General features: G+C 64.8%; 26 protein-coding genes and 1 tRNA gene. 6 read left to right on the top strand and 21 right to left on the bottom strand.

Annotated features, from left to right (window positions below; all coding sequences use genetic code 11):
• Positions 1-49: 49 nt before the first annotated feature.
• The 10 genes from CSQ99_RS20265 to rpmE all read right to left on the bottom strand — a co-directional run bounded on the left by CSQ99_RS20265 (position 50) and on the right by rpmE (position 7,894).
• On the bottom strand, positions 50-1,384 hold the full coding sequence (locus CSQ99_RS20265; RefSeq protein ID WP_099040801.1) for a F0F1 ATP synthase subunit B/delta: 1,335 nt from the start codon (positions 1,382-1,384) through the stop codon (positions 50-52).
• The gene (locus CSQ99_RS20260) at positions 1,385-1,885 is read right to left on the bottom strand and encodes a F0F1 ATP synthase subunit B (protein ID WP_099040800.1); all 501 of its coding nucleotides are present in this window, start codon (positions 1,883-1,885) and stop codon (positions 1,385-1,387) included. It lies immediately after the preceding gene.
• A 9-nt stretch (positions 1,886-1,894) separates the two neighbouring features.
• Entirely contained in the window at positions 1,895-2,149 is a 255-nt protein-coding gene (locus CSQ99_RS20255; RefSeq protein WP_006245025.1) for a F0F1 ATP synthase subunit C, read from the bottom strand.
• An 85-nt stretch (positions 2,150-2,234) separates the two neighbouring features.
• Positions 2,235-3,029, bottom strand: coding sequence for a F0F1 ATP synthase subunit A (gene atpB, locus CSQ99_RS20250; protein WP_099040799.1), 795 nt, complete (start codon positions 3,027-3,029; stop codon positions 2,235-2,237).
• 10 nt (positions 3,030-3,039) lie between these two features.
• Positions 3,040-3,486 carry an ATP synthase subunit I gene (locus CSQ99_RS20245; protein ID WP_099040798.1) on the bottom strand — a complete coding sequence of 149 codons (447 nt, stop codon included), beginning with the start codon at positions 3,484-3,486 and terminating at the stop codon, positions 3,040-3,042.
• Between the two features lie 248 nt (positions 3,487-3,734).
• Positions 3,735-4,946, bottom strand: a complete 1,212-nt coding sequence (locus CSQ99_RS20240; RefSeq protein WP_176561115.1) for a glycosyltransferase family 4 protein — start codon at positions 4,944-4,946, stop codon at positions 3,735-3,737.
• Positions 4,946-5,599 carry an L-threonylcarbamoyladenylate synthase gene (locus tag CSQ99_RS20235; protein ID WP_099040797.1) on the bottom strand — a complete coding sequence of 218 codons (654 nt, stop codon included), beginning with the start codon at positions 5,597-5,599 and terminating at the stop codon, positions 4,946-4,948. The genes CSQ99_RS20240 and CSQ99_RS20235 overlap by 1 nt, the downstream gene beginning before the upstream one ends.
• 12 nt (positions 5,600-5,611) lie before the next feature.
• The gene (prmC, locus tag CSQ99_RS20230; protein ID WP_099040796.1) at positions 5,612-6,448 is read right to left on the bottom strand and encodes a peptide chain release factor N(5)-glutamine methyltransferase; all 837 of its coding nucleotides are present in this window, start codon (positions 6,446-6,448) and stop codon (positions 5,612-5,614) included.
• Positions 6,449-6,470: 22 nt separating this feature from the next.
• Entirely contained in the window at positions 6,471-7,544 is a 1,074-nt protein-coding gene (gene prfA, locus CSQ99_RS20225) for a peptide chain release factor 1 (RefSeq protein WP_099040795.1), read from the bottom strand.
• A gap of 101 nt (positions 7,545-7,645) precedes the next feature.
• Complete coding sequence (rpmE, locus tag CSQ99_RS20220; protein ID WP_099040794.1) at positions 7,646-7,894, bottom strand: 50S ribosomal protein L31; 249 nt, start codon at positions 7,892-7,894, stop codon at positions 7,646-7,648.
• 195 nt (positions 7,895-8,089) lie between these two features.
• Between rpmE and CSQ99_RS20215 the strand changes: the two genes are divergently transcribed.
• Positions 8,090-8,704 (top strand): TetR/AcrR family transcriptional regulator, encoded by a 615-nt coding sequence (locus tag CSQ99_RS20215; RefSeq protein WP_099040793.1) that lies wholly within the window; start codon positions 8,090-8,092, stop codon positions 8,702-8,704.
• Here CSQ99_RS20215 and rho read toward each other — a convergent pair.
• The 6 genes from rho to argS all read right to left on the bottom strand — a co-directional run bounded on the left by rho (position 8,701) and on the right by argS (position 17,374).
• A complete protein-coding gene (gene rho / locus CSQ99_RS20210) occupies positions 8,701-10,647 on the bottom strand; it encodes a transcription termination factor Rho (protein WP_099040792.1) in 1,947 nt (648 codons plus the stop codon). The two genes, CSQ99_RS20215 and rho, sit on opposite strands and share 4 nt — an antisense overlap.
• A 300-nt stretch (positions 10,648-10,947) precedes the next feature.
• A complete protein-coding gene (gene thrB, locus CSQ99_RS20205; protein WP_099040816.1) occupies positions 10,948-11,892 on the bottom strand; it encodes a homoserine kinase in 945 nt (314 codons plus the stop codon).
• Positions 11,893-11,908: 16 nt separating this feature from the next.
• Positions 11,909-12,985 carry a threonine synthase gene (gene thrC, locus CSQ99_RS20200; protein ID WP_099040791.1) on the bottom strand — a complete coding sequence of 359 codons (1,077 nt, stop codon included), beginning with the start codon at positions 12,983-12,985 and terminating at the stop codon, positions 11,909-11,911.
• Positions 12,982-14,307 (bottom strand): homoserine dehydrogenase, encoded by a 1,326-nt coding sequence (locus CSQ99_RS20195; RefSeq protein WP_099040790.1) that lies wholly within the window; start codon positions 14,305-14,307, stop codon positions 12,982-12,984. Before CSQ99_RS20195 ends, thrC begins: the two co-directional genes overlap by 4 nt.
• Positions 14,308-14,309: 2 nt before the next feature.
• Entirely contained in the window at positions 14,310-15,659 is a 1,350-nt protein-coding gene (gene lysA / locus CSQ99_RS20190) for a diaminopimelate decarboxylase (RefSeq protein ID WP_176561111.1), read from the bottom strand.
• 65 nt (positions 15,660-15,724) lie between these two features.
• Positions 15,725-17,374 carry an arginine--tRNA ligase gene (gene argS, locus CSQ99_RS20185; RefSeq protein ID WP_099040788.1) on the bottom strand — a complete coding sequence of 550 codons (1,650 nt, stop codon included), beginning with the start codon at positions 17,372-17,374 and terminating at the stop codon, positions 15,725-15,727.
• A 104-nt stretch (positions 17,375-17,478) separates the two neighbouring features.
• Here argS and CSQ99_RS20180 point away from each other — a divergent pair.
• Both CSQ99_RS20180 and CSQ99_RS20175 read left to right on the top strand, forming a co-directional pair.
• Positions 17,479-17,554 (top strand) — tRNA-Arg (locus CSQ99_RS20180).
• 57 nt (positions 17,555-17,611) lie between these two features.
• Positions 17,612-17,986: a hypothetical protein gene (locus CSQ99_RS20175; RefSeq protein ID WP_245909006.1), complete on the top strand. Its 375-nt coding sequence runs from the start codon at positions 17,612-17,614 to the stop codon at positions 17,984-17,986.
• A 73-nt stretch (positions 17,987-18,059) separates the two neighbouring features.
• On the opposite strand, the gene CSQ99_RS20170 is transcribed toward CSQ99_RS20175, so the two are convergent.
• The 3 genes from CSQ99_RS20170 to CSQ99_RS20160 form a co-directional block, all read right to left on the bottom strand.
• Positions 18,060-20,051: a hypothetical protein gene (locus CSQ99_RS20170; protein WP_141562706.1), complete on the bottom strand. Its 1,992-nt coding sequence runs from the start codon at positions 20,049-20,051 to the stop codon at positions 18,060-18,062.
• A gap of 177 nt (positions 20,052-20,228) precedes the next feature.
• Complete coding sequence (locus tag CSQ99_RS20165) at positions 20,229-20,708, bottom strand: DUF4232 domain-containing protein (protein WP_245909005.1); 480 nt, start codon at positions 20,706-20,708, stop codon at positions 20,229-20,231.
• 156 nt (positions 20,709-20,864) lie between these two features.
• Complete coding sequence (locus tag CSQ99_RS20160; protein ID WP_099040785.1) at positions 20,865-21,497, bottom strand: GIY-YIG nuclease family protein; 633 nt, start codon at positions 21,495-21,497, stop codon at positions 20,865-20,867.
• Positions 21,498-21,736: 239 nt separating this feature from the next.
• On the opposite strand from CSQ99_RS20160, the gene CSQ99_RS20155 reads away from it, so the two are divergent.
• Positions 21,737-22,057, top strand: coding sequence for a DUF732 domain-containing protein (locus tag CSQ99_RS20155; RefSeq protein WP_099040784.1), 321 nt, complete (start codon positions 21,737-21,739; stop codon positions 22,055-22,057).
• 184 nt (positions 22,058-22,241) lie between these two features.
• On the opposite strand, the gene CSQ99_RS20150 is transcribed toward CSQ99_RS20155, so the two are convergent.
• The gene (locus tag CSQ99_RS20150; protein ID WP_245909004.1) at positions 22,242-22,841 is read right to left on the bottom strand and encodes a TetR/AcrR family transcriptional regulator; all 600 of its coding nucleotides are present in this window, start codon (positions 22,839-22,841) and stop codon (positions 22,242-22,244) included.
• A 71-nt stretch (positions 22,842-22,912) separates the two neighbouring features.
• Between CSQ99_RS20150 and CSQ99_RS20145 the strand changes: the two genes are divergently transcribed.
• Together CSQ99_RS20145 and CSQ99_RS20140 are read left to right on the top strand one after the other, a co-directional pair.
• Positions 22,913-23,569: a transmembrane-type terpene cyclase gene (locus CSQ99_RS20145; protein ID WP_099040782.1), complete on the top strand. Its 657-nt coding sequence runs from the start codon at positions 22,913-22,915 to the stop codon at positions 23,567-23,569.
• A gap of 87 nt (positions 23,570-23,656) precedes the next feature.
• Complete coding sequence (locus CSQ99_RS20140; RefSeq protein ID WP_099040781.1) at positions 23,657-24,091, top strand: DoxX family protein; 435 nt, start codon at positions 23,657-23,659, stop codon at positions 24,089-24,091.
• A 24-nt stretch (positions 24,092-24,115) separates the two neighbouring features.
• Here CSQ99_RS20140 and CSQ99_RS20135 read toward each other — a convergent pair whose 3' ends face one another.
• The gene (locus tag CSQ99_RS20135; RefSeq protein ID WP_099040814.1) at positions 24,116-25,006 is read right to left on the bottom strand and encodes an SDR family NAD(P)-dependent oxidoreductase; all 891 of its coding nucleotides are present in this window, start codon (positions 25,004-25,006) and stop codon (positions 24,116-24,118) included.
• Positions 25,007-25,070: the final 64 nt, after the last annotated feature.

Raw genomic sequence — 25,070 nt, 5'->3', positions numbered from 1 at the left:
GCCTTGCGTTAGCGGGTGGTCTCTTGTTGTTTCGGTCAAGCCGGTGTCGTCAGTCCGGCAGCTGGCTCTCGGCGGCCGCCAGGCGAGACGCGATCGAGCCGTCGATCACCTCGTCGCCGACGGTAATGGCGAGGCCGCCAAGGACGTCGGGGTCGACGTGCAACTGCACGGCCACGGGATGCCCGTAGATGCGGGTGAGCACCTCGGTCAGGCGGTTGCGCTGCGCGTCGGAGAGCTCGGCCGCCGCGGTGACGTGGGCCACGACCTCGCCCCGCCGCGCCACCGCCAGCTCGGCCAGGTCGACAACGGCCTCGTCGGCCCGTTCACCGCGCAGCAGACGCACCGTCTGCGCAAGCAGCGCCTTGGCCGTCGGGTTGACGTCGTCGCCTTCGAGCACCTTGTCCAGCAAGGCGACTCGACTGTCCGCAGGAGTGGTGTAGTCGCTCAGCAGCGAGGTCAGCCGCGGCTGGGCATCGAGGATGCGGCCGAACCGGAACAACTGATCCTCTACCTCGTCGACCTCACCGTTGACCTCCGCGAGCTTCAGCAGTGCCAGCCGTGCGATGTGTTCGATGCCCACCAGAAGGTCGGCTTCGGCCGACCAGCGCTGAGAGACGGCCGTACGCAACAGATCCAGGGTGTGATCGTCGACCTTGCCCGAGAACAGACGCTCGATCAGAGTCACCTTGGCCCGCGGGTTGTCGCTCGGTTCCGCCAGGTGCTTTGTCAAGCCCGGCTGGTCCACGAGCAGCGTGACCACGGCGGCCAGTTCATCAGCGATAGTGGTGAGCCCGGGTTCGCGTAGCCGACCGGCGACGTTGTCGAACTCCTCCGTCAACGCGGCCATTGCCTGCCTGCTGGCCGAACGCAGCCTGGCCGATGCGCCGGTTTCGATCGCCACGCTCGACGGCGCCATGTCGTCGAGATCGTCGAGGAAACGGTCAACGGTTGCCGCCTGAGCGGCAGGATCGGCGACGTGCTCACGCACGAGATCGGCTGCCTTCTGTACAGCTCCTTCACCTAGGCCACTGCGAAGTTGCCGGATGAGCTGCTGGCGCATCAACTGAACCTGCTGTGCACCCTGAACCTTGATTCGCTCGGCATCCACACCCGCCTGCTCCTGCAACTGCGCGGCGATTCGCTCTGAATCCTGTCGTGCCTCATCGGTCACCTTCGCCGACTGAGCTTCGGCATCCTCGATCGCCCTGGCGTGCATCGCGTCGGCGTCTTCGAGTTTCTTTGCCGCCTCAGCGCTTTCTGCGAGGGCCGTGCGGATCGCGTCCTGCTGCTTGCGCATCATGTCGCGCACCAGCGGCACGACCCACTTCATGAGAATGAAGACGATGACCGCGAAGCCGATCAGCTGGCCGATGAAAGTCGACATCTATTGCTTCCCACCTGGTTTCACGTCTACGCCGAGAATCTTGCTGGCAAGCGTCGCGGACAGGCTGTCGACAGACGAATACAACTCGGTCTGGGTTGCCGCGCCCTGCTGGGACAGCCGGTGTTCGGCGTCTTGCACGGTTTGGGCGACCTCACCGCTTGCCTCGGCGCGCTTCTCGTCGATGACCTTGCGGCCTGCCGTCCGAGCCTCGTCGCGGATGGCCGACGCTTCACCACGCGCGCCGGACATCTTCTCGTCGTAGTCGGCTTGAGCGGCCGCGAGTTGTTCGGCCGACTTGCGGTTGTCGGCCGACGTCTTCGCCAACATGGCTTCCCTTGCGGCAAGCACCTTTCCGACCGGAGGCACCACCCACTTCCAGATCACGGCGAGCGTGATCAGGAAGATGAGCAGCACTGCGAAGAAGGTGCCGTTGGGGACCAGAAAGTTGCTCTGCCCCCCACCTTCTTCCGCGGCGAGGATCGTCGTGGTGAGTTCGGTCATGCTGTCGGACTACGACAAACCCGGCGTGGCGAATACGAACAGCGCCATGAAGGCCAGGTTGATGAAGTAGGCCGCCTCGACCAGACCGACGGTGATGAAGAACGGCGTGAACAGCCGGCCCTGGGCCTCGGGCTGACGTGCGATGCCGGCGATCAGCGCGTTACCCGCGATGCCGTCACCGATACCGGCGCCGATGGCGCCGCCACCCATGATCAATCCACCGCCGATCAGAGCGCCAGCCATGATAAGGGCGTTTGGATCCATTTCCTTTATCCTCCTTGATAACTGGCGGCCTCCGCCAGAGTTCGTGGTCGTTGGTGCTACAAGATTCAGTTGTTTGGTCTAGCGCTCAGTGGTGCTCGTCGTCGAGTTCCATCGATTGGCTGAAGTACAGGATCGTCAGCAGCGAGAAGATGAACGCCTGGATAAGTCCGACGAAGAGGTCGAACGTCTTCCAGATCGCGTTGGGCGCCCACTGGATATACCAGGGGAACATTGCGATCAGCGCCACCAGGATGCCGCCGGCGAAGATGTTGCCGAAAAGTCGCAATGCCAACGAGATCGGCTTTGCGAGTTCCTCGACGATGTTGATCGGCGCCAAGAGCGCGACGTGGCCCTTGACCACCTTGATCGGGTGACCGATGATGCCGCGCCGCCAGACTCCGGCCGCGTGGTAGCAGATGAATACGAAGAGGGCGAGCGCGAGCACGAAGTTGATGTCTGATGCCGGCGGCTTGTAGAGCTCCGCCGCGGCTCCGTCGGACCCGCCGTACTGCAGGGGCAGCACCGCCAGCCAGTTGGAGACGAGGATGAAGACAAAGATCGCTACGGCCAACGGCAGGACGAAGGGCGCGACCTTCATGCCGATGGCGCTCTCGATCTGGTTGCGCATCTGGATGGTCAGCGCCTCCCAGAACAGCTGCACCCCACCGGGAACGCCCGTCGACGTGACCTTGACTCGCAGGACGAACGCAAGGGCGATGACGATCAGCGCGGTGATCGCGGTCGCCATGATCGTGTCGCCATTGAACGTCATGCCGAACAACTCGAACACCATCGTGTGATGGCCGACGTGGATGGTGGCGCCACCCTCTTCTGCGGCAGCGAGGACGATCTGCGACGTCTCTGTCGTAGCCCAGTTCATGAAACCCTGCTCAACCCTTCGAATCCGTGTCCACGAAATCCAGACCGTCGGTTCGGATCTTCTTCAGTATCGGAAAGCTGGTGCTCATCACGAGCAGCGCTTGGAAGACCGCGAGTCCGAACACCACGCCCAGACCGCCGTTGTTCTTGAAGAAGAACGCTATCGCCAGTGCGACGGCGGAGATCGCCAGCAATCTGCTCGCCGAGTTCAGCGCCATCTTCTTCTTCAGCGGGTGATCCTCAGCGGTGATCGACTCCACCGCGCGCTTGACCAAGATGGCATTCAGCAAACCGAGGACCAGTCCGAGACCGAAGAAAACACCGAAGAACGGGTGGCCGGTGAACCAGGCTGCCGTCACTGCAATCGCAGTGAGCACGAGGCAAACGATCAGCAGCCGCAGCGGCCGGAATGCAACCGACGGAAACACCAACGGCGCGTCTTGCGCTGGCGTCGTCACGCCTTCACCTCGATCCCGCGGTCAGAGGAAGTTTCCCGGACTGATCCCACTGTTTCTGTGAGTGGCGCCCCGAGCGTATCGGAGGGCATCGGGCTCACTGGAATCACCCTGGGGTCGCTCCCTTTGTCGGTCGTTGTTCCGCGCCAATCGGTGATTAGCCGATAGCCGGGGGCCGGCAACCCGCGAGGTTATTTTCGGGTTCTGCTTGAACCCTAACACATGGTGAGGGCCATAAAAGAGGTCTACTACTAATTGTCGTACAATTCATCCAACTGACCGTCGCGGCGACGAAGAAGCGGGATCAGCGTGACGACGATCGCGACCAGAATCGCCGCCAGCATGACGGCACCGGTGTAGCGCGGATCGAAGAAAATGGTGCTGGCCGCACCCAGCGCGACGATGCCCACCCACAGGTAGATCAGCAGCACCACCCGCCGGTGCGAATGACCGATCTGGAGCAGCCGGTGGTGCAGGTGCATCTTGTCCGGGCTGAACGGGCTGCGGCCCGCGCGCGTCCGTCGCACGATCGCCAGCAGCATGTCCAGAGCGGGCACGAACAACACCGCAACAACCAACAGGAATGGCGACAGCAACGCGAACACATCGCGGGCGCCGTACGCGGTCTGCGATATCGGCCCCGCCGCAGTGGTCGAGGCCGCGGCGAGCATCAGGCCGATCAGCATCGAACCCGAGTCGCCCATGAAGATCTTCGCGGGGTGGAAGTTGTGAGGCAGGAAGCCCAGGCATGCGCCGGCGAGCACGACCGAGATCACCGCGGGCGGATAGAACAGGACATCGCCACCGTGATCGCGCAGCAGTCCGATCGAGAAGATGCAGATGGCCGACGCGGTGATCAGGCCGAGGCCGGCGGCGAGACCGTCGAGTCCGTCGACGAAGTTCATGGCGTTGACGATCGCGACGGTCAGCGCCAGCGTCAGCAGGATCGATGACACCTGGTCGAGCACGATGGTTCCGACGCCTGGGATGTAGAGGACGCTCCATGCGACGCCCATCGTGACGAGGACGCTGGCCGCGGTGATCTGGCCCGCGAACTTCGTCAACGCATCCAGTCCCCATCTGTCGTCGATCAGACCGATGGCCATGATGAGTCCGCCCGCGACCACGACCGCGGGCATTCCCGACGAGTAGACGAACCCCCGGGTGAGCGCCGGCAGCTGTGATGCCAGCAGGACGGCGGCCACCACGCCGATGTACATCGCCAGCCCGCCCATCCGCGGCGTCGGCTGCAGATGTACGTCTCGTTCGCGCGGATAGGCGACGGCTCCAAGCCTGCGCGCCAGGACGCGCACCCAACCGGTCGCGAAGTAGGTGATGATCGCCGCGGTGAGGCCGACGAGTGCGAGCTCACGTAACGGGACACCGGCGCCGCGATCGTTGAGCGCCAGCAGACTGTCTGCAGAGTGGAGGACCGATGAGCCGTATGTCACGTTGCCCCAGATCAATCCGTCAACGTCGACGGGTCAACACCGAGGACCTTCGCCACCGCGTCGACGGTCACCGGCCCCTGCCGCAGCACCCTCGGATGCGCGCCGGTGAGGTCGACGATGGTCGAAGCCGCCTGTTGTTCGGACGGTCCGGCATCGAGATAGACCTCGACGAGATCGCCGAGTTGGTCTCGTGCCTCCTTCGCGGTCACGGCCGCGGGACTACCCGAGATATTCGCGCTCGACACCGCCATCGGTCCCACTTCGCGCAGCAGCTCGATGGCCACCGGGTGCAGGGGCATGCGCACCATGACGGTGCCGTGTGCGTCGCCGAGGTCCCATCGCAGCGACGGCGCCTGCTGCACGACGAGGCTCAGGGCGCCCGGCCAGAATGCACGGATGAGCTCACGAGCGGTGTGCGGGAGTGAGTACACCAGGCCCTCGATCGTGTGCCAGGAGCCGACGAGTACCGGAACGGGCATGTCGCGACCGCGCCCCTTGGCCGAGAGCAGTGCCGAAACGGCCTCGTTGTCGAAGGCGTCGGCGCCGATGCCATAGACGGTGTCGGTGGGCAGAACGACCAGGTTGCCACCCTTGAGCGCACTGACGGCCGAGGCGATTCCGGTCGCGCGCGTCTGCTCATCGAGGCAGTCGAACGTCTCCGTCATGTATCCAGCATCTCACCGGCTCCGGATCGCTGTGACGAACCGGGGTCGACCCGTCAGGTCGCGTCGCGCGGTGACGTCCACGAATCCGCGCGTCCGGCTGAACGCTTCCATCGTCTGGGCCGCGGTGGTGTCATCGTGCTCGACCGCACAGAACCCCCCAGTGCGAAGCCATCTGGCAGCCAGGTCGGCGATCGCATCGATGACCACCATCCCATCCGGGCCACCGAACAGCGCATGCGGTGGATCATGTTCGGCCACTTCGGGTTCCAACACCGCACCGTCGGGAATATAGGGCGGGTTGGCGACAAGGAGGTCCACGCAGGCGTCGAGTTCAGGCAGCAGACCTGGTTCGGTGACGTCGGCACGGACCAGTTCGACGCCGGAGCCCGCAAGATTTCTGCTCGCGTATTCGAGCGCGGGCGGGGAATCGTCGACGGCCAAGATGCGGGCGCCTGCCCAGTTCTTCGACAGTGCGAACGCCAACGCTCCGCTACCGGTGCACAGATCGACTATCACTGGGTCGTGCGGTAGCCGTTGGGCGACAGACCATTCCAGCATCGCCTCGGTTTCGGGCCTGGGAATGAAGACGCCAGGGCCGACGTGCACGGTCACCGGGCCGAACGCTGCGGTCCCGACGATGTGTTGAAGCGGCTTTCGTTCGGCGCGCTCGGCGACGAGTCCGTCGTAGGTCTCGAAGAAGCCAGGCCCCGCTTCGAAGAACGGCAACCGCCCGCGCTCGACACCTGCCGCATGAGCCGCAAGGAGTTCCGCGTCCGCCCGTGGGGATCCGACGCCAGCCTTGGCCAACACCGCCGCGGCGGTATCGATCGCCCGGCGGATCTCATTCATGCTGGCACCCGGCCGCGCCGGCTCATGCTTGTTGCAGCCGGGACTGCTTGTCTGCCGTTGCCAGCGCATCGAACATCGCGTCGAGTTCGCCGTCGAGGACCTGGTCGAGATTGTGTGCCTTGAAGTTGATGCGGTGATCGGCGATCCGGTTTTCCGGGAAGTTGTAGGTGCGGATCCGCTCGCTGCGGTCGACTGTACGAATCTGGCTGGCCCGGTCCGCGGATGCGTCGGCGCTCGCCCGCTCCTCGGCCAAAGCCTGCAACCGTGCCGCCAACACCAACATGGCGCGGGCCTTGTTCTGCAGCTGGCTGCGCTCGTTCTGGCAGGTGACGACGATGCCGGTGGGCAGGTGCGTGATGCGCACCGCCGAGTCCGTCGTGTTCACGCCCTGGCCGCCTTTACCCGACGAGCGGTAGACGTCGATGCGCAGATCGGATTCGTCGATCTGGACTTCCTCGACCTCTTCGGGTTCGGGGTAGACGAGCACGCCGGCAGCCGACGTGTGTACACGACCCTGCGATTCGGTCACCGGCACCCGTTGCACGCGGTGGACACCGCCCTCGAACTTGAGCCGCGACCACACACCGTCGGCGGCGTCGCCCTTGCTCCTGATCGACAGCGTCGCGTCCTTGTAGCCACCCAGGTCCGAGAAGGTTTCGTCGAGCACCTCGACGGTCCAGCCGTGCCGCTCGGCGTAGCGGGTGTACATGCGTGCGAGATCGGCGGCGAACAGTGCCGACTCCTCGCCGCCCTCCCCCGATTTCACCTCGAGCACGATGTCGTCGCCGTCGTGGGGATCCCGTGGGGCAAGAAGGTCGCTCAACCGGGTTTCGAGCTCGTTGACAGTGGACTCGAGCCCGGGCACCTCGGCCGCGAAGGATTCGTCGTCGGCACCGAGTTCGCGCGCGGCCTCCAGGTCACCGCGGGCGGCCTCGAGCTTCCGATACGTCGAGACGATCGGGGAAATCCGCGCGAACCGCCTGCCGACCTTTCGGGCGGCGCCGGGGTCAGCGTGCAGGTTCGGGTCGGCAAGCTGGCGTTCGAGGTCGGCATGCTCGGCGAGCAATGCGTCAACCCTGGGCGTCGTGTCGGTCATACCGTCCTCCTTCCGCGCAGCGCACTCCTGTCGTTCTTCCGCCGAACGCAAACCGACGCCCGGGCTGCGCTTGCGCGCAGCATCGGGCGTCGGAAGGTCAACTAGTTGTCTGTGCCTGTTTCGGGCGACTTCTCGCCCGCGCCCTTGCGCTTGCCGTAGCGCTTCTCGAAGCGGGCCACGCGGCCGCCGCTGTCGAGGATCTTCTGCTTGCCGGTGTAGAAGGGATGGCACTGCGAGCAGACCTCGACGTGGATCTGGCCGCCCTTCTTGGTGCTGCGCGTGGTGAACGTGTGTCCGCAGCCGCAGTGCACCGTCGTGTCGGCGTAGTCAGGGTGAATGCCTGATTTCATGGTTTCCTCTTCAATCGTGGGTTCCGGGTCGCCCCTCCGTTGACCAGGAGGTATCGGCGTGAACCGGAGCCGAGGGTGTCGGCGCCATTATGCCAGGTCAACCGCCAACGGCCTAAACGCCTACAGCGCGGTCGCTATTCCTGGTCCGGTACATGAACAGATCCGCAACGGTGTTCACAGTGACAGAATGCCCTCGTGACGACCGGCACTGCCTCCAAGAGCGTCCGCGATCGGTTGACCGATGCGGCCGAGGTCTGCATGCGCGCGAAAGGGATCCGCGCGACGACGGTCTCGGAGGTTGCCGAGGTCGCTGGGGTGTCGCGCGGCTGGCTGTATCGCCATTTCCCCGACAAGGTGTCACTGCTCGGCGCGGCGATCGTGCGCCTGAACGAGGCGTACTGGTCGGAAGCACGCGCCCTGCTCGAGCAGGTCGAATGCCTGGATCGCCAGATGGCGCTGGGCATCCGGCACGCCAGGACCGCCTATGACGACCCGGGTGCGCTTCTGATGAAGCTGCGAATGGAGGAGCCCGAGGAATTCGCGGCCTGCGCAGGAGCGGGTGTGCAGGGACTGGTTCCAGACTTGGCGGACTTCTGGTCGCCCTACCTCGTTGCAGCCCGCGATCGCGACGAGATCCACCCGGACATCGATGTCGCCGAAGCCTCGGAATGGGTGGCGCGCGTCCTCATTTCGCTCGCGACGGTACCTGGCGACACGCTCGATCCCGAAAACGCCGACGCCGTGCTCATCCACGTGCGCCGGTATGTGATGCCCGGCTTGAAGGCCGACCCCGCCGTGTCGGGCGACTAGTCGTTGTCGTTGCCGCCGGGCGTGTTCTTGGAGACCTGTACCAGGAACTCGTAGTTGTTCTTGGTCTTGCGCAGCTGGCTCATCAGCAGGTCGATGGCCTGGTGCGGGTCGAGGCCCGACAGGACGCGACGCAGCTTGTGCACGACCGCGAACTCGTCGGCCGAGAGCAACAGTTCGTCCTTACGGGTGCCGGACGGGTTGACGTCGACGGCCGGGAACACCCGCCGCTCGGCGATCTTGCGATCGAGCTTGAGCTCGGCGTTGCCGGTGCCCTTGAATTCCTCGAAGATCACGGTGTCACCGGTCGAGCCGGTCTCCACCATCGCGGTGGCGATGATCGTCAGAGACCCACCGAACTCGATGTTGCGGGCAGCGCCGAGGAACCGCTTGGGCGGATACAGCGCGGTCGAGTCGACACCACCGGACAGGATTCGGCCCGAGGCCGGTGACGCGTTGTTGTATGCGCGCCCGAGCCGGGTGATCGAGTCGAGCAGCACGACGACGTCCTTGCCCTGCTCGACGAGTCGCTTGGCGCGCTCGATCGCGAGCTCGGCAGCCTGAGTGTGGTCTGACGGCGGTCGGTCGAAGGTCGAGGCGATGACCTCACCCTTGACCGAGCGCTGCATGTCGGTGACCTCTTCCGGACGCTCGTCGACGAGCACGACCATCAGGTGGCATTCCGGGTTGTTCTTGGTGATCGCGTTGGCGATGTCCTGCATGATCGTGGTCTTACCGGCCTTGGGCGGCGACACGATCAGGGCGCGCTGGCCCTTGCCGATCGGCATGATCAGGTCGATCAGACGGGTCGTCAGCTTCTCGCTCGTGGTCTCAAGGCGCAGTCGCTGATTCGGGTAGAGCGGGGTCAGCTTGGTGAACTCGTCCCGATTCTTCGCGTCCTCGACAGGTCCACCGTTGACGGTGTCCAACCGGACAAGCGGATTGAACTTCTGCCGCGGATTCTGGCCGCCGCCTTCGCCCTCTTTGGGCACCCGGACCGCGCCGGTCACCGCGTCGCCGCGGCGCAGACCGTTCTTGCGGACCATGTTCATGGACACGTACACATCGTTGGGTCCGGCCAGGTAGCCCGATGTGCGGACGAACGCATAGTTGTCGAGCACATCGAGGATTCCCGCCACGGGCTGCACGACATCGTCCTCGCGCAACTCGGTATCGCGGTCTTGACCGCCACCACCGTCGCCGCCGCGCTCACGGCGCCTGCGGTCGCGGAATCGGCGACCCCGGCGGCCTCCACGACCCTCGCCGTCGTCGTCGTCGTTCTGGTTGTTCCGGTCGTTCTGGTTGTTCCGGTTGCCCTGGTTGCCCTGGTTGTTGCGGTTCTCTTGACCGCCCTGCCGGTCGTCGCCGTCGGACGAGTCGTCGGACTTGTCGTCGGACTTGCCGCGCTGCTGCTTGGCGGGCTGCTCCCCGGCGTCGCCCTTGGGCTCCTGGCCACCGCCCTCGGCGGGCTGGTCGGAGCCACCCGGGGCACCCGACTGACGGGAGGCGCCGCGACGCTCGCGGCGTGGGCGCTGTTGCCGGTCGGTCTGCTCGCCGGTCTCGGCGGCCGGCGCGGTGTCGGCTGCGCCGGTCTCGGCGGCCGGCGCGGTGTCGGCTGCGCCGGAGTCGGCGGCCGCTTTCGAGGCCGCGCCGTTGGCTTCGCCACGACGCTCACGGATGGCGGTCACCAATTCGCCTTTGCGCATTCCGGAGGCACCCTCGACCCCGATTTGCTTGGCGAGTGCCCGCAGCTCGGGCAGCACCATGGTCGACAGCGAGCCCGCACGGCTACCGGACGCGACGTCGGCGGCGGGTGCGGTTTCCGCGGTGGGCGTGCTGTTGGACGCTTCGCCGGCCGCGGGAGTCGAGATATCTGAATTCACGGGGCTCGACAGCTGTTCGTTTTCGCTGCTACCGCCGGCCGTGATCAGGTCCGTTTCGGTCACGGATTTCCTTTCTTTCCCTCGCTGATCTAGTCATGCGGGGGTTCGGTGCGTTCAGCTGAACCGCTGAACGCGGGGGTCCGACCATTGCCTCTGCAACAGTGATCGCCGGTATTCGCCGCTTAACGGCGAACCGTCAGTACACGAGATGAGCACTTGAAAGAAGAGTGGTCGTCCTAGTGTCGACGCAGGCAGAGACGCTGCAATTGCTGGACGGAGCGAGAATAACCCGCTTCTGTGCTGGAAGCAAGAACTGGACTGGTTCGCATGTGACTCCTGTTATGTGAGGCGTCCCAGCTCGGATCACGTCCGGACGGCCGCACCAGACGTCCAGCGGACGCCCTCACCAACCGTCATCTCGCTGACGGTGAACCCGTTGGCGATGCCGTAATCCAGCGCTTCGACAGGCAGTTCCGGTTGCGTACTCAATGCGATAACCGCAGGTCCAGCACCGGATAACACCGCTGCTACTCCACAACGCCGAAGAATCTGCAGGTATTCCGCGGAACGCGGCATCGCGGCCGCGCGCTGCGGTTGATGCAGGACGTCCTCGGTGGCCTCCATCAGCAGATCCGGCCGCTGCGTCAGCGCCACCACCAACAGCGCCGCCCGGCTCAGGTTGAACCGGGCATCGGTGTGACTGACCTGATCTGGAAGCAATACGCGCGTCTCGGCCGTCGAGGAACGCTCCTCGGGGATCGCGGGAAACAAATGGATGTCGGGATGCAGCCGCACTGGAACCGCCGAGTAGCGCGGCAGCACGCCTTCATGTTCGGACCACGACACCACCGCCCCACCGAGCACGGACGCCGAAGCGTTGTCTGGATGTCCCTCGAACTCACTGGCCAGCTGGATCAACTCGGTGTCGTCGAGCGGCTTCGAACCCACCTGCGTCACAAGGCCGTTGACGACAGCGAGGCCTCCGACGACCGCCGCTGCCGATGATCCCAGCCCTCGGGAGTGTGGAATATCATTTCGGCAGAGCACTTTTAGCCCCGACACCTTCGCGCCGGCACTCTGTAGCCCGTGCTCGATCGCGCGCACGACCAAGTGGGTCGAGTCCAGCGGAACCTGGCCGGCACCCTGACCCTCGACCTCTACGACGAGACCGGATTCGGTTGTCTCCACAACGATCTCGTCGTAGAGGCTCAACGCAAGGCCCAGGCTGTCGAACCCTGGACCCAGGTTCGCGCTGGACGCCGCAACGACGGCGGCGGCCGTCAGTCCGGCCGGCAGAGTCTGGTTCACCGACGAAGCCACCCCGCTAGACCAAACCCAACTGCTCGGCGACGGCTGACGGGTCGACCGGTAGCGCAGTGACGGCCGGCATGCCTTTCAGCGCCGTGTCGGGGTCCTTGAGGCCGTTGCCCGTGACCGTACACACGACGGTCGACCCCTTGGGGATCCAACCGTCCTCGATCGACTTGAGTAGTCCGGCGATGCTGGCCGCCGAGGCGGGCTCCACGAAGACGCCCTCGGTGCGTGCCACCAGGTGATATGCGGCGAGAATCTCCTCGTCGGTGGCAGCGAGGAAGCGGCCGTCGGACTGCTGCTGCGCCTCGACCGCCGTCGTCCACGACGCGGGTGAGCCGATCCGGATCGCGGTGGCGATCGTCTCGGGCTCACTCACCGGCTCACCCAACACGAGCGGCGCGGCACCTGCGGCCTGAGTACCGAGCATGCGCGGCAATCGGTCGGAGAGTCCGTCGCGGTGATACTCGGTGTAGCCCTTCCAGTACGCGGTGATGTTGCCCGCATTTCCCACGGGCAACGAATGCACGTCGGGCGCGACGCCGAGGGCGTCGACGATCTCGAACGCCGCGGTCTTCTGCCCCTCGATGCGGAACGGGTTGACCGAGTTGACCAGGGATACGGTCGGATAGTCGGCGGTGAGCTTGCGGGCCAACTCCAGGCAGTCGTCGAAGTTGCCGTCGATCTGAATAATCTTCGCGCCGTGCATGACCGCCTGGGCCAGCTTGCCCATCGCGATCTTGCCCTGCGGCACGAGCACCGCGCAGGTGATGCCCGCCCGGGCGGCGTACGCAGCGGCCGACGCCGAGGTGTTGCCGGTCGACGCACAGAGCACGGCTTGCTGACCGCGGGCGACGGCCTCGGTTACCGCCATCGTCATGCCGCGGTCCTTGAACGAACCCGTCGGGTTGAGGCCTTCGACCTTCAAATGCACCGTGCAGCCGGTGTACTCGGACAGCCGAGGTGCCGGCAGCAGCGGAGTGCCGCCCTCGCGCAGCGTGATCGGGGTCCAGCTGTCTTCGACGGGGAGCCGATCGCGATACGCGGCGATCAACCCGGGCCACGGCTGATGAACGGCCGTAGTGCTCATTCGGTAGTCCCTTCCAGGCGAAGCACGCTGTTGATGCCCTCCACAGCATCGAGGTCATCCAGCGCCTCAACGGTTTCAGAAAGGGCGGCATCGGTGGCCTGGTGCGTGACGACGACGATGCGCGCACCGCACCTCTGGCCTTCTTGGTCGACCATGCCCTCTTGGCGCACCTCGGCGATACTGACCTCGCGCTTGCCGAATTCGGCTGCGACAGAGGACAGGACACCGGGCCGGTCGGCGACATTCATGCTCACGTAGTACCGGGTGGGGATGAACCCGATGGGCGAGATCGGCAGCTTCGCGTACTTCGACTCGCGCGGGCCTCGCCCACCCTGCACCCGGTTACGCGCGGCCATGACGAGGTCGCCCATCACCGCGGATGCGGTCGGCGCGCCACCTGCACCCTGGCCGTAGAACATCAGCCGCCCCGCGGCCTCGGCTTCGACGACGACCGCGTTGAAGGCGCCGTTGACCGACGCGAGGGGGTGAGTCAGCGGCACCAGAGCCGGATAGACGCGAGCCGAAACCCGCTGCTGTCCTTCGTCGGTGGTGAGCCGCTCGCAGATCGCCAGCAGTTTGATCGTGCAACCCAGTGCGCGCGCCGAGACGAAGTCCGCCGATGTGACCTTCGTGATTCCTTCCCGGTACACGTCGTCGGCGGTGACACGGGTGTGGAATGCGATCGAGGCGAGAATTGCGGCCTTGGCCGCGGCGTCGTAGCCCTCGACGTCGGCGGTCGGGTCCGCTTCGGCATAGCCCAGAGCGCTCGCGTCGGCCAGCGCCGAGGTGTAATCAGCGCCCGTGCTGTCCATCTCGGAGAGGATGTAGTTCGTCGTCCCGTTCACGATGCCCGCAACCCTGATCACGGTGTCGCCCGCGAGCGATTGGGTCAGCGGGCGGATCACGGGGATGGCACCGGCCACGGCCGCCTCGAAATACAGGTCGACGTGGGCGTGTTCGGCGGCCTGGGCCAGTTCACCGGTCGAGACGGCCATCAGCGCCTTATTGGCGGTGACGACGGACTTGCCCTGCTCCAGGGCGGACAGAATCGCCTTGCGCGCCGGCTCGACCGGTCCCATCAGTTCGACGACGATGTCGACATCGTCGCGCGACACCAGTTCGTCGATGTTGTCGGTGAGCATGTCGACGGGAACACCGCGGTCGTCGGCCACTCGGCGCACCCCGATGCCGCGCAACACCATTGGCGCACCGATTCGGGCGGCCAGGTCCTGGGCGCTCTCCTCGATGATGCGGACGACCTGACTGCCCACGTTGCCGAATCCCAAGACCGCTACGCCGATGGGCTTATCTTCGGTGCTCATTGCTACCTCACTTCCAGACTGAGTAGATCGTCGACCGTTTCCCGGCGCAGAATCAGGCGGGCTTGCCCGTCGCGCACGGCCACGACCGCAGGGCGGCCGATGAGGTTGTAACGGCTCGACATGGAATAGCAGTAGGCGCCCGTGGCAGCGACGCCCAGCAGATCACCCGGCCTGATATCGTCGGGCACCCAGGTGTCGCGAACGACGATATCGCCACTCTCGCAGTGCTTTCCGACGACACGGCCCAAGGTCGACGAGCCTTCGCTGGCCCGTGAGATCAGGCGAACGTCGTATTCCGCGCCGTACAACGATGTACGGATGTTGTCGCTCATACCGCCGTCGACGCTGACGTAACGCCGATATCTGTCGGATGAGACGGCCACATCCTTGACGGTGCCGACCCGATAGAGCGTGATGGTGCCCGGGCCGGCGATCGCGCGACCCGGCTCGACAACCAGTTTGGGCGTGGGCAGCGCGACCGCCGCCGACTCGTCGCGGACGATGGCGCTGAGCTTGGCAGCCAGATCGGCAACCGGCGGCGGATCATCCTGCGGCAGATACGAAATGCCGAGCCCGCCACCGAGATCGACGATCGACATCTGCGACGTCTTCTCGACACCGAATTCGGCGACCACGTCGCGCAGCAGACCGATCACACGGTGCGCGGCGATCTCGAAACCGGCAACATCGAAGATCTGCGATCCAATATGGCTGTGCAGGCCGACCAGACGAAGATGGTCGGTGGCGAAGACGCGGCGCACGGCACCCAGGGCCGCGCCACTGGCCAGCGACAGACCGAACTTCTGATCTTCGTGAGCGGTCGAGATGAACTCGTGGGTGTGCGCCTCGACCCCGACGGTGACGCGCACCAGTACGTCCTGAACAATCCCCGCCGCTCCAGCGATCTCGTCGAGGCGCTCGATCTCGACCATCGAGTCGACGACCACATGTTCGATTCGGGCGTTGACGGCAGCGGTCAGTTCTTCGATCGACTTGTTGTTGCCGTGCAATGCAATCCGATCGGCGGGGAAGCCCGCGTGCAGTGCGACGGCCATCTCCCCACCCGTCGCGACGTCCAGGGATAGCCCTTCTTCGGCGATCCAGCGCGCCACCTCAGAGCACATGAACGCCTTGGCCGCATAGCGCACGTTCTCCCCGCCGCCGAACGCGGCGGCGATCTCGCGGCAGCGCGACCGGAAGTCGTCTTCGTCGATCACGAACGTCGGGGTGCCGAACTCGGCGGCGATGTCGGCGACGGAAACACCAGCGATCGACACCACACCGTTGTCATCGCGAACCGTGTTGCGTGGCCAGACATTCGGCGCGAGCAGCAGGACCTCGGCTGCGGACATCGGGCGCGGCGGTGCTCCCCCGTGGTGGATCTCTTCTGCGTGCCGGGGGCCCGCCGGGTGGGCAATCACATCCGCTCCGGGGCGGTGATGCCCAGAATGCCAAGACCGTTGGCGATGACCTGGCGAGTCGCATCGCAGAGCGCCAGACGCGCGGAATGCAGGTCGTTCGCAGCCTCGTCGCCTTGCGGCAGTACGCGGCACGAATCATAGAACCGGTGGTAATCGCCGGCGAGGTCTTCGAGGTAGCGCGAGACTCGGTGCGGTTCGCGTAATGCCGCCGCGGTTTTCAGCACACGGGGGAACTCGCCGATGTTGCGGATCAGCACGCCCTCCTTCTCGTGTGTCAGCAGATCCAGGTGCGCTGTGCTTGCGGCCAGCCCAAGCTCGGCGGCGTTGCGAGCCAGTGCCGAGAGCCGGGCGTGGGCGTATTGCACGTAGTAGACCGGATTTTCGCTGGAAGCCGACGACCACAGCGCGAGGTCGATGTCGATGGGGCTGTCCACCGAGGACCGGATGAGCGAGTACCGGGCGGCGTCGACGCCGATCGCGTCCACCAGGTCGTCGAGCGTGATCACGGTGCCCGCACGCTTACTCATCCGCACCGGTTGGCCGTCGCGGACAAGGTTGACCATCTGCCCGATCAGCACCTCGACGGTGGCGGGATCTTCCCCGAGAGAGGAGGCGATCGCCTTGAGTCGGGCGATGTAGCCGTGGTGATCGGCGCCGAGCATGTAGATACACAGGTCGAACCCGCGCTCGCGCTTGTCGAGGTAGTAAGCGATGTCGGCGGCGACGTAGGCGGGCGCCCCGTCGCTCTTGATGACGACGCGGTCCTTGTCGTCGCCGAAGTCGGTGGTGCGCAACCAGACTGCGCCGTCCTTTTCGTAGACCTTGCCTTCCTTGCGCAGCTTGGCGATCGCCTGGTCGACGCGGCCCGAGGTATGCATCGAGTCTTCGTGGGTGTAGACCTCGAAGTCGGTGCCGAACTCGTGCAGCGAGGCCTTGATGTGGGTGAACATCAGGTCGACGCCGATGGCTCGGAACGTTTCCCGCATCGCGTCGTCGGGCAGGCCGAGCACGTCCGGGTCCTTGGCAAGCACCTGGGCGGCAATGTCTTTGATGTAGTCGCCGGCATAGCCGTCGTCAGGCGTCGGCTCACCCTTGGCCGCCGCGATCAACGAGCTGGTGAACCTGTCGATCTGGGCGCCGTGATCGTTGAAGTAGTACTCGCGGACGACGCGCGCGCCCTGCGTCGTAAGCAGCCGACCCAGCGCGTCGCCGACGGCGGCCCAACGGGTGCCGCCGATGTGGATGGGCCCGGTGGGATTCGCCGAGACGAACTCGAGGTTGACGCTCTCGTTGAGCTCGTCCGAGTGACCGTAGGCCTGGCCTGCGTCGATCACGTTTGCGACAAGTACGTTCTGGGCCGAGGCATCGAGTCGCAGATTGACGAAGCCCGGGCCGGCGACGTCGGCGGCGGCGATCCCGTCCGCCTGCGCCAGCCCGGCGGCGAGCCAGCCGGCCAGCTCCCGCGGGTTCGCGCCGACCTTCTTGCCCAGCTGAAGGGCCAGATTCGTGGCGTAGTCGCCGTGGTCGGGGTTACGGGGACGCTCGACGGTGACTGTGGCGGGTATCGCTGAGGTGTCAAGGCCATGCTCGGAGAGCACCGCGGCCGCGGTGGTCTTGAGCAGCTCTGCCAGGTCGGCGGGGGTCACGAGGGTCCATCCTATGGTCTGGCATGGTCAGGCCCCGAATCCGTTTCCGCTCACGTGGATGCGTTAGGCTGTCGACGCCCATTGGCGCAGCTTCACCTATGTGCGCCCCCGTAGCTCAGGGGATAGAGCGTCTGCCTCCGGAGCAGAAGGCCGCAGGTTCGAATCCTGCCGGGGGCACCAGCATCTTCGCAGCTCAGTTGTCGCAACAGGTGTGGTCGGTCCATCGATGATGATCCGATGCCGATCGCTGAGAGCACGGGCAAGGGAATGATGCGTACCTTCGTCGTCGCCGCCTGCGTGATCTGCGCGATTGCCGCGTTCGGCCTGTCCCTCTGGACGTATATGGATGTATCCATGTTCGGCTTTCCCGATGGACACAGCACCGACTACCAGAAAGCGGCAGACACCCCTCTGACGATCATCACGTGGATGGCGGCTGGTTTCGGACTGCTGTTCTTGGCGCTCGCATTTTCGCCGATCGGGACCCGAGTGCGCACAATTGTTTGGCTCGCCGCGTTTGTCGCATTCGTGCTGATCGCAACGGCCGCACAAGTCGGCGTCCCTTGGTACTTCCAAACCCATCTCGGCCTCGACAACGGAATCGGCGGCTGACGCACCACGTCCATGACAAGCCACGACGATGATTCGAAATCGCTTCTGGCAGTGGGTGGAGACCAGCCTGGGCTCAGCCCTCGTCACCGTCCTTGCCAAGGCTGCCGACCGCGTCGCTGACCTTGTCGGTGACCGACTTGACGGTGCCGCGCACCGTGTCGGTGACGCGCTTTGGCGCATTCTGAACCGTCGAGCGAAGCCCGCCCGGCGCATTCGTCCGCGACCCGTTGGTCGAAGTGCGGTTACCGAAGACAGGGCCATCGTCTTGGTCGTCCGTGCTGGATGTGAGATCCAGCCGCGGCAGCTTCCTCGGTTGCGGGCCGTCCGGCAGAACGACATCCTCATTGTCGGCAATATCGGCGACGGCTGCGAGGGGCCTGCCCGGCACGACGGGCGCAGAGCCTGTGAACAGGTCGTTCGGCACGGGGTTGGCCGGCGGTGTCGACACCGGCACGCCGGACCCGTTTGGCAAGCTCGCCGATGGGATCGCCTGTGATGCTTGATTCAACAGTTCGGTCAGGGTGACTAATCTGCGGGCGATCTCGCTTGCCGCCGGACCGAACGAACCGTTGAGCGCCTTGGTGAGCTGAGGACTCAGAGGCTCCACCGCGGTGCTGACCGGAGAATTGAGCGCAGCGGTTACCGCTTCGCCTTGGTCAGGCACCCCTAGATTCGACAACGCTGCGGCGATGGGGTCCGCGGATTGGCGCGTCGGCGCGGTCCCAACCTGAACGGGCGGCAGCGGCGTGGTGCCGAACAATGACGGGGCGGCGAAACCCAATCCGGTGGCGCCGGCGTTAAAGGAGCCGAGCGTGTACACGAGCGGAACAAGGCCGACTGGCGTGATCAGCAGGCCGATAGTGCCACCGCTGTTGTAGTTGACCCCATTGGTTCCGACGTACGTGGAGGACGGGGTGCTCAGACGCGAATAGCTGACAGGAACCGGTGGAGTGAAGAAGGTCGCGGCGGGCGTGATGACACCCGGCGCGGTGAGAATGCCGAACGACGCTATGCCGTAGGGCGACTCAATGCCCCACCCGCCGATGGGAGCGACGACGACCGCTGTGTCCTGGGTGGTGTCGGGTAAGCCGTCAGGGAGCGGAACCGCCGACAACGCGGCGACAGGCCCGACGGCCACCATCGGCACCGCCGCCAGCCCGCCTGCCGATCCGATCGGAGTGTGCAACGTGCTGGAGCCGGCCGGTATCCACGCGGTCACCGTCGGAGTGGCGACGATGTTGTCCAGGGGCGCCAGCGCATTGCCGACGACCTGCTGCACTTCGGGAGCGGCTTCGGAAACCGGCCGACCGCCGATCGTGAGCCGCTCGCCGAGCCGGGCGGCCAGCGTGGTTGCGGTCTGGCGGGGCAGCTGGATGAACGTGTTGCCGACATGGGTCGTTCCATCGAGCCCGAATATCGGCCACTGGTACGTCGATTCGAACGTGGTCTGAGTAGCAGTCAGGCCGAGCACGTCGAGCAGATCTTCGACCGAAGGGATGCCTGCCAGCTGGTGGCCCACCAACGGAGCATCGTTGAGGCCGTTGAGTGCGTCGATCACTTGCCTGATACTCGCGAGCGGTATCAGGATCGTGTCGACGGCAGCCTCCACCTCGTCACCCGTTCCCGGGACGGGGCTAACCGTTTCCGCGGTGGCAGCGAGGATGGTGGTCGTCGCATCCCCCGATACGCCCGGGACCACATTCAGCTTCGTCGCTGCGCCCCCCGCACCGAGAAGGCCTTCGGAGGTGCTCAGGTCTCGCTGCGTGGTTCGCGCGGTGAAGGTGGGCAACCAGCCGCCCGACATCCCCGCGATTGGGTTCCAGAACGCCGCCGCGGCACCGCCGAAGCTACCCATGAAGAGCAGGGAGTTGTCGAAGGTTCTCGACCAGTTGGTCATGCCTTGGGTGCTGAAGGGGCTGGCGGCCGCAGCAAGCTTCACGTCCCCGACTACCGGCGGCTCGGGCGCAGCCATGACGGCGGCCAGGGCTACCGCGGTTGTGGCGGCGGCGCCCACCATTGCGATTTGTGTCGATCGGCGCCTCGCGTTGCGGTTCTTGTCAGACATCTGACCAGTCCCTTCAGCCTCCGTATAACTTCTTGCCAGGAAAACGCACTATTGTCAAGATCGTTAATTGAGCCGGGACTACCCGATTCTGGGCGGCGCAAACGGCGAGTTTCTGGCCGAAACAAGCGAGTGCTTCCAGACCGAGGCAGTCGCGAACGATGGGCTCTCCAGCTTGATTCAGGCCGACGGCTGCAGTGGCCCGATGTAGGTGGCAGGCGACGTCGCGCCGTCCTGCCGCTGAACGGCAGTACTGGGAATCCACGGGATTTGCAGCTGCGTTGTGGCGTCTGGTGGGGTCACCACGAGGGTGGTGGGCAGCCAATAGTCTTCGGGGAGCGAGGGCCCTCCGATCGTGAGAATGCTGGTGGCCGATGCCCCGGGTTCAAGGGTGAAAGACTGTGGATCGCCGCTCTGTCGCGAGAGGCTGAAGACCGGACCCCACATTGGGACGTCGGGGCCGACGAGGTCCACACCGGGATAACCCTGCAGCGTGCACGACTGCGGAGAGATGTTCGTCAGGATCAGCTCGAGCTGATCCTGGTTGACGTACTCGGTCGTGGTGAGCGCTCCGGTGCTCAGGCCCAACGAATCGGTTCCACACCACGGGGCGGCGAAAGCCGTCGTATCGAGGGCCGCCGCAATGCCGAGCGCAGACACGATAGAAATGCTGGTCGCGTACACCGAGAATCTTGGAACCATCAGGTTGCCTCTTCTCGACGCTGGTGGACGAACTCTAGGCCCCGGGCCAGCATCTTTATCGGCGTTCAACGATGTTGGTCCTGGTATCGCGTCCACACCGTCGTGACTGTGGGGCTATGACCACTCCGCGAGCACGCGCATCTTGGCTGCCTTCACCGCAGCCGACCGACGTAACCGCTTGAGTTCTGGCGCAAAACCGTTGCGTTCGTTGTCCTGAAAGTTCAGCGGGAGATCCAGCGCGCTGATCAGCTTGGATTCCAGATACCACGGCTCCGGGTGCAGCACCCAGGACACCGCGGCGTTCTCGACCATCCACTGGGTCAGGACTGCTTCGCCGCCCGCGAAGGTCTGTCGCTTTCCCGAACCGATCCGGCGCAGAGCGAAGCCGAGCTGGTCGCCGAGCAGAACGCCGAGCGACTTGCGCAGCGTGGAACCGTCCGCGTTCGCATTGCCGGCACCGAAGTGATATCGGATGCGCTTGCGCAGATCCTGCGGGCTCTGCGGCTTACCCCCGGCCCGCGGCGGACCGGGGCTGATTCCGACGTAGAGCAGGGTCCAGCCGTCCCGCTGTTCGCAGCCCGAGATATCGATGTCCCCGGGGATTTCGCGGAACCACCAACCGTGGGCACCCGCCTGGTCGGGCACCGGACACGGATCGGCGAATATCTCTGAACGCGTATACCGCTGAGCCGCAAGAAAATTCGCGACAGCGTTTGCGGCCCGCTTCGCGGCCATCGACTCAGCCATGTTTGTCAGCGTAGCCGCAGGCGAGCGCCCACCCACGCCATTGGATTCAGCCCACCATTTCGCCCGCCGCGGGTTACTACTTTCTTGACGGAAATTCATACGCCGCGCTGAGCCGACAATTCGCCCAACGGCCATGCAGATCAGTTTCTTCAAATTCGCCCGGCCGGTCTCGGCGCCATGTAACGATTCGTTATGTAACGATTCGCGTTACCTAAGCACCCTTTAGAGAAAGAACGACCATGAAGCATTCCCTGAAGATCGCCGGATCCGTAGCTGCCGGCTTGTCTGCGGCGGCCTTGATCTGCGCGCCGCTTGCGGCCGCGAGTCCCGAAGATGCGTTCGTCGGGGCACTGACCGAGCAGGGCGTCACCTGGCCAGGTGCCACCCCAGACAACATGGTCGCGGCGGGCAAGGGCGTCTGCCAGGACTGGGCGAGCGGCGCCACGTTCGAACAAGAGGTCGCCTCACTTACCAGCAATCTCAGCCCCGACGACGCCGCGTTCCTCATCGGAGCGGCGACGGGAGCGTTTTGCCCGGAGTACGAGTCGAAGGTGAGCTGACTCACATTCCGAATTCTGAACTAACGCCCCGGCGAAATTCGCCGGGGCGTTCTTTCGGTAAGGCGACCGTTTCTTCATCGGTCTTGTTCTGATTGCCGAATCTTGTTCAGCTTTAGGCGCAACGCATTGATTGCTCTGCCATAGAAACTGGCAACGCCCCTATCGGACAGAGGTTGTGGCGCAATCACCCGGTGTCGGCGATCGACATGATCAGGTCGTCGATGCCGGCACTCGCCTCGTCCCGCGCCGCATCGACATCGACGGCATTCGCGACAAACAGCGCCGCCTCATTTGTCGCAGCGTTGATCAACCGCGCCATCATGCGGGTCGACGGCAACGGGCGTACGTCACCGATCTCGATACCGCGTTGCAACAACCGGTCGAGGACCTCGAGGGTGTAGCGATCGTCGATCTGATGCCACCGAACGAATCCGAGTACCGACAGCGCGTCCGTCAGCACGACCTGGCGGACATAGGGGTCCGTGCACCAGGCCAACAGGTTGTGTGCCGAGACCCGAATGATTTCCAGCGGTGAGGTGATTCCGGCGCTCCATTGCTTGGCCCGCCGCACGCCCTCTTCCTCGAACTCGGTGAGCAGGGCCTCAAGTACCGCGGCCTTATCGCGGAAGTGGTGGTAGAAGGCGCCCTTGCTGGATTCGGCGCGGATCAGGATCGTGTCGATGCTGCACCCGTGATAACCGTGCTCGGCGAACAATTCGCGGGCCGCGGTGAGGATGGCGGCGCGGGTCGCGGCACGGCGTTGTGCCTGGGTGCGTCTCGTCATCAGCGATTCCGCCATCTCATGTAGATACAGACTACTAGTCTGTATCTACATACCGCGGAAAGTTGGCCCTGATGTCCCTGATCGACGCGCTCGGACTTGCCAGCGGCATTTTTTGGATTTTCACGTACGCATGCGTGATACGGCGTGGCCTGCTCGACCGTACGTACGCGATGCCGTTTCTCGCCCTGGCGATGAACATCACCTGGGAGTTCCTGTTCACCTTCGTCTATCCGTCGATCGGCGGGATCATGCAGGAATCCATCAACGCGATCTGGTTCGCCGCCGACGTCGCGATCCTCGCGATCTTCGTGAAGTACTGGCGCTCCGACTACCCGAAAAACCTTCCCGAGTCGTACTTCTGGCCAATGTTCGTCTTCACCTTCGCGATGGTGGCGCCCATGATGGTCGCCACGGTGTCGGTGTTCGGGCGCGAGGACGGCTCGGTCTACACGGCATACATCGACAACCTGGTCATGTCGGTGCTGTTCCTGAGCATGCTTCTGCGTCGTGGTGACCGCCGCGGCCAGAGCATGTGGATCGCGTGGGGAAAGCTGCTGGGCACCGTGACCGCCGCCCTCTCGCAGTACTTGTACGACCCGGGAAATGTCCTCTGGTTGGTGATCTACGTCGAGATCCTGATCCTGGATCTGCTTTACGTCTTCCTGTTGTCGAGAGCCCCTCGCTACGAACGCGATGAGGTGGCTGCCGTCGCGGCGACGGTGCGCTGAACAGGCGGCGTCTGTCGAGGTGATGATTTTTGCGGTCCTTGTCAGTCTGCCCATTCGACAGCAGCCTTCGACCAAGGAGTTCTCCCTATGACCGTCGCCTCTCATCACACAAACCCCGCCGGCATCTCACCGGAGCCTGCGGCGACTCGCCGGAGCCAAAGGATCGGCGTTGCCATCAGCGCGCTCGTCGGGGCGTTCCTGGTGTTCGACGCGGTCGGCAAGCTCGCGGGCGTCCAGCAGGTCAAGGACGGCACACAGGCACTCGGTTTCCCGGTTGGCCAGGCGCTGGTCATGGGCGTCGTGTTGGCGCTGTGTGTGTTGGTCTACGCGATTCCGCGCACGGCTGTGCTGGGGGCCCTTGGCATCACGGCCTACCTCGGCGGAGCGGTGACCGCGAATATGCGAATGGAAGCCCCGCTGTTCACTCACGTGTTGTTCGCGGTGTATGTCGGCGTGCTGATGTGGGTCGGACTCGCACTGCGCCGTCCGCAACTGCTGACGATCGTCGGCCTGAAACGCTGAAAATCCCTCGCGCGGCGATTTTGGCTAGACGGGCAGGGCGGTGCCCGTCTCCTTCTCGGCGAATTCCCAGAGCTTCCGGGCGTCGGCGAAGTCACAGGCATTCGCTTTGCGGCCACTGAGCGTCGGACCGCCCTTGAACCCGAACCTTCCGTCGATGCCCACGTAACTACCCGGCGCAATCGGCTCGCTGATGCAGTACAGCGTTGGCGCGGCGCCGGCGTCGATGTCATTGCCGACCACGTTCGCCACGGAGGTCACCACCGAGTGGAATCCCGACATGAGCCTGGTGTCGGAAATGTTGGGCAGATTCGACGCGACCCAGCCCGGATGCGTCAGGAACGACGTCACCGGCGAACCCGCCTCGCGCAAGCGGCGGTCCAACTCCAAGCCCCACAACATGACGGCCAGCTTCGAGCGTGCGTATGCCGGAAATGAAGACCACTTCAGCGAGCGGAGGTGTGGATCATCGAGGGCGATCGAGGCCGACTTGTGCGCATCGGAGCCGACGTTGATGATCTTCGAACGCACCCGCTCGAACAGCAGGTTGGTCAACGCGAACGGGCCAAGAAAGTTCGTGCCCATCGTCATCTCGTAGCCGTCGACGGTGTCACTTCGCTTCTGCGCGACCATGCCGGCGTTGTTGATCAGGATGTCCACGTCGCCGGTGAACAGATCGGGAAACGCCCGCACCGACGACTGGTCGGCGAGGTCGAGCTTGACGACCGCGGTGTCGCCGCCGATCTCCGCCGCGCGCTGCGCGCCAAGGTCGAGGTTGCGGACGGCCAGAATCACGTGCGCACCGGCGCGGGCCAACGCTCGCGCCGTCCCCAGACCCACACCGTTGGTGGCGCCGGTGACGATGATGCGCTTACCGCTCAAATCGCCGAGTCGGCTCGGCGCCCAATTCGATGTCACGCTGTCGAACATAGTCAGGGGCCGAGTGAGGGCAAACGTTGACATGACACTTTCGGACTGGTTG

Source organism: Mycobacterium neglectum, from assembly GCF_002591975.1.
Taxonomy (GTDB): Bacteria; Actinomycetota; Actinomycetes; order Mycobacteriales; family Mycobacteriaceae; genus Mycobacterium; species Mycobacterium neglectum.
This window is presented reverse-complemented; position numbering and strand designations above follow the sequence as displayed.

What these genes read in the sequence shown, in the direction of transcription:
- CSQ99_RS20265 (WP_099040801.1), bottom strand. Translation starts at nt 1,384, where the DNA reads ATGTCGACTTTCATCGGCCAGCTGATCGGCTTCGCGGTCATCGTCTTC.
- CSQ99_RS20260 (WP_099040800.1), bottom strand. Translation starts at nt 1,885, where the DNA reads ATGACCGAACTCACCACGACGATCCTCGCCGCGGAAGAAGGTGGGGGG.
- CSQ99_RS20255 (WP_006245025.1), bottom strand. Translation starts at nt 2,149, where the DNA reads ATGGATCCAAACGCCCTTATCATGGCTGGCGCTCTGATCGGCGGTGGA.
- atpB (WP_099040799.1), bottom strand. Translation starts at nt 3,029, where the DNA reads ATGAACTGGGCTACGACAGAGACGTCGCAGATCGTCCTCGCTGCCGCA.
- CSQ99_RS20235 (WP_099040797.1), bottom strand. Translation starts at nt 5,599, where the DNA reads ATGACGGAGACGTTCGACTGCCTCGATGAGCAGACGCGCGCGACCGGA.
- prmC (WP_099040796.1), bottom strand. Translation starts at nt 6,448, where the DNA reads ATGAATGAGATCCGCCGGGCGATCGATACCGCCGCGGCGGTGTTGGCC.
- prfA (WP_099040795.1), bottom strand. Translation starts at nt 7,544, where the DNA reads ATGACCGACACGACGCCCAGGGTTGACGCATTGCTCGCCGAGCATGCC.
- rpmE (WP_099040794.1), bottom strand. Translation starts at nt 7,894, where the DNA reads ATGAAATCAGGCATTCACCCTGACTACGCCGACACGACGGTGCACTGC.
- thrC (WP_099040791.1), bottom strand. Translation starts at nt 12,985, where the DNA reads ATGAGCACTACGGCCGTTCATCAGCCGTGGCCCGGGTTGATCGCCGCG.
- CSQ99_RS20195 (WP_099040790.1), bottom strand. Translation starts at nt 14,307, where the DNA reads ATGAGCACCGAAGATAAGCCCATCGGCGTAGCGGTCTTGGGATTCGGC.
- lysA (WP_176561111.1), bottom strand. Translation starts at nt 15,659, where the DNA reads ATGTCCGCAGCCGAGGTCCTGCTGCTCGCGCCGAATGTCTGGCCACGC.
- CSQ99_RS20175 (WP_245909006.1), top strand. Translation starts at nt 17,612, where the DNA reads ATGCCGATCGCTGAGAGCACGGGCAAGGGAATGATGCGTACCTTCGTC.
- CSQ99_RS20170 (WP_141562706.1), bottom strand. Translation starts at nt 20,051, where the DNA reads ATGTCTGACAAGAACCGCAACGCGAGGCGCCGATCGACACAAATCGCA.
- CSQ99_RS20160 (WP_099040785.1), bottom strand. Translation starts at nt 21,497, where the DNA reads ATGGCTGAGTCGATGGCCGCGAAGCGGGCCGCAAACGCTGTCGCGAAT.
- CSQ99_RS20155 (WP_099040784.1), top strand. Translation starts at nt 21,737, where the DNA reads ATGAAGCATTCCCTGAAGATCGCCGGATCCGTAGCTGCCGGCTTGTCT.
- CSQ99_RS20150 (WP_245909004.1), bottom strand. Translation starts at nt 22,841, where the DNA reads ATGACGAGACGCACCCAGGCACAACGCCGTGCCGCGACCCGCGCCGCC.
- CSQ99_RS20145 (WP_099040782.1), top strand. Translation starts at nt 22,913, where the DNA reads ATGTCCCTGATCGACGCGCTCGGACTTGCCAGCGGCATTTTTTGGATT.
- CSQ99_RS20140 (WP_099040781.1), top strand. Translation starts at nt 23,657, where the DNA reads ATGACCGTCGCCTCTCATCACACAAACCCCGCCGGCATCTCACCGGAG.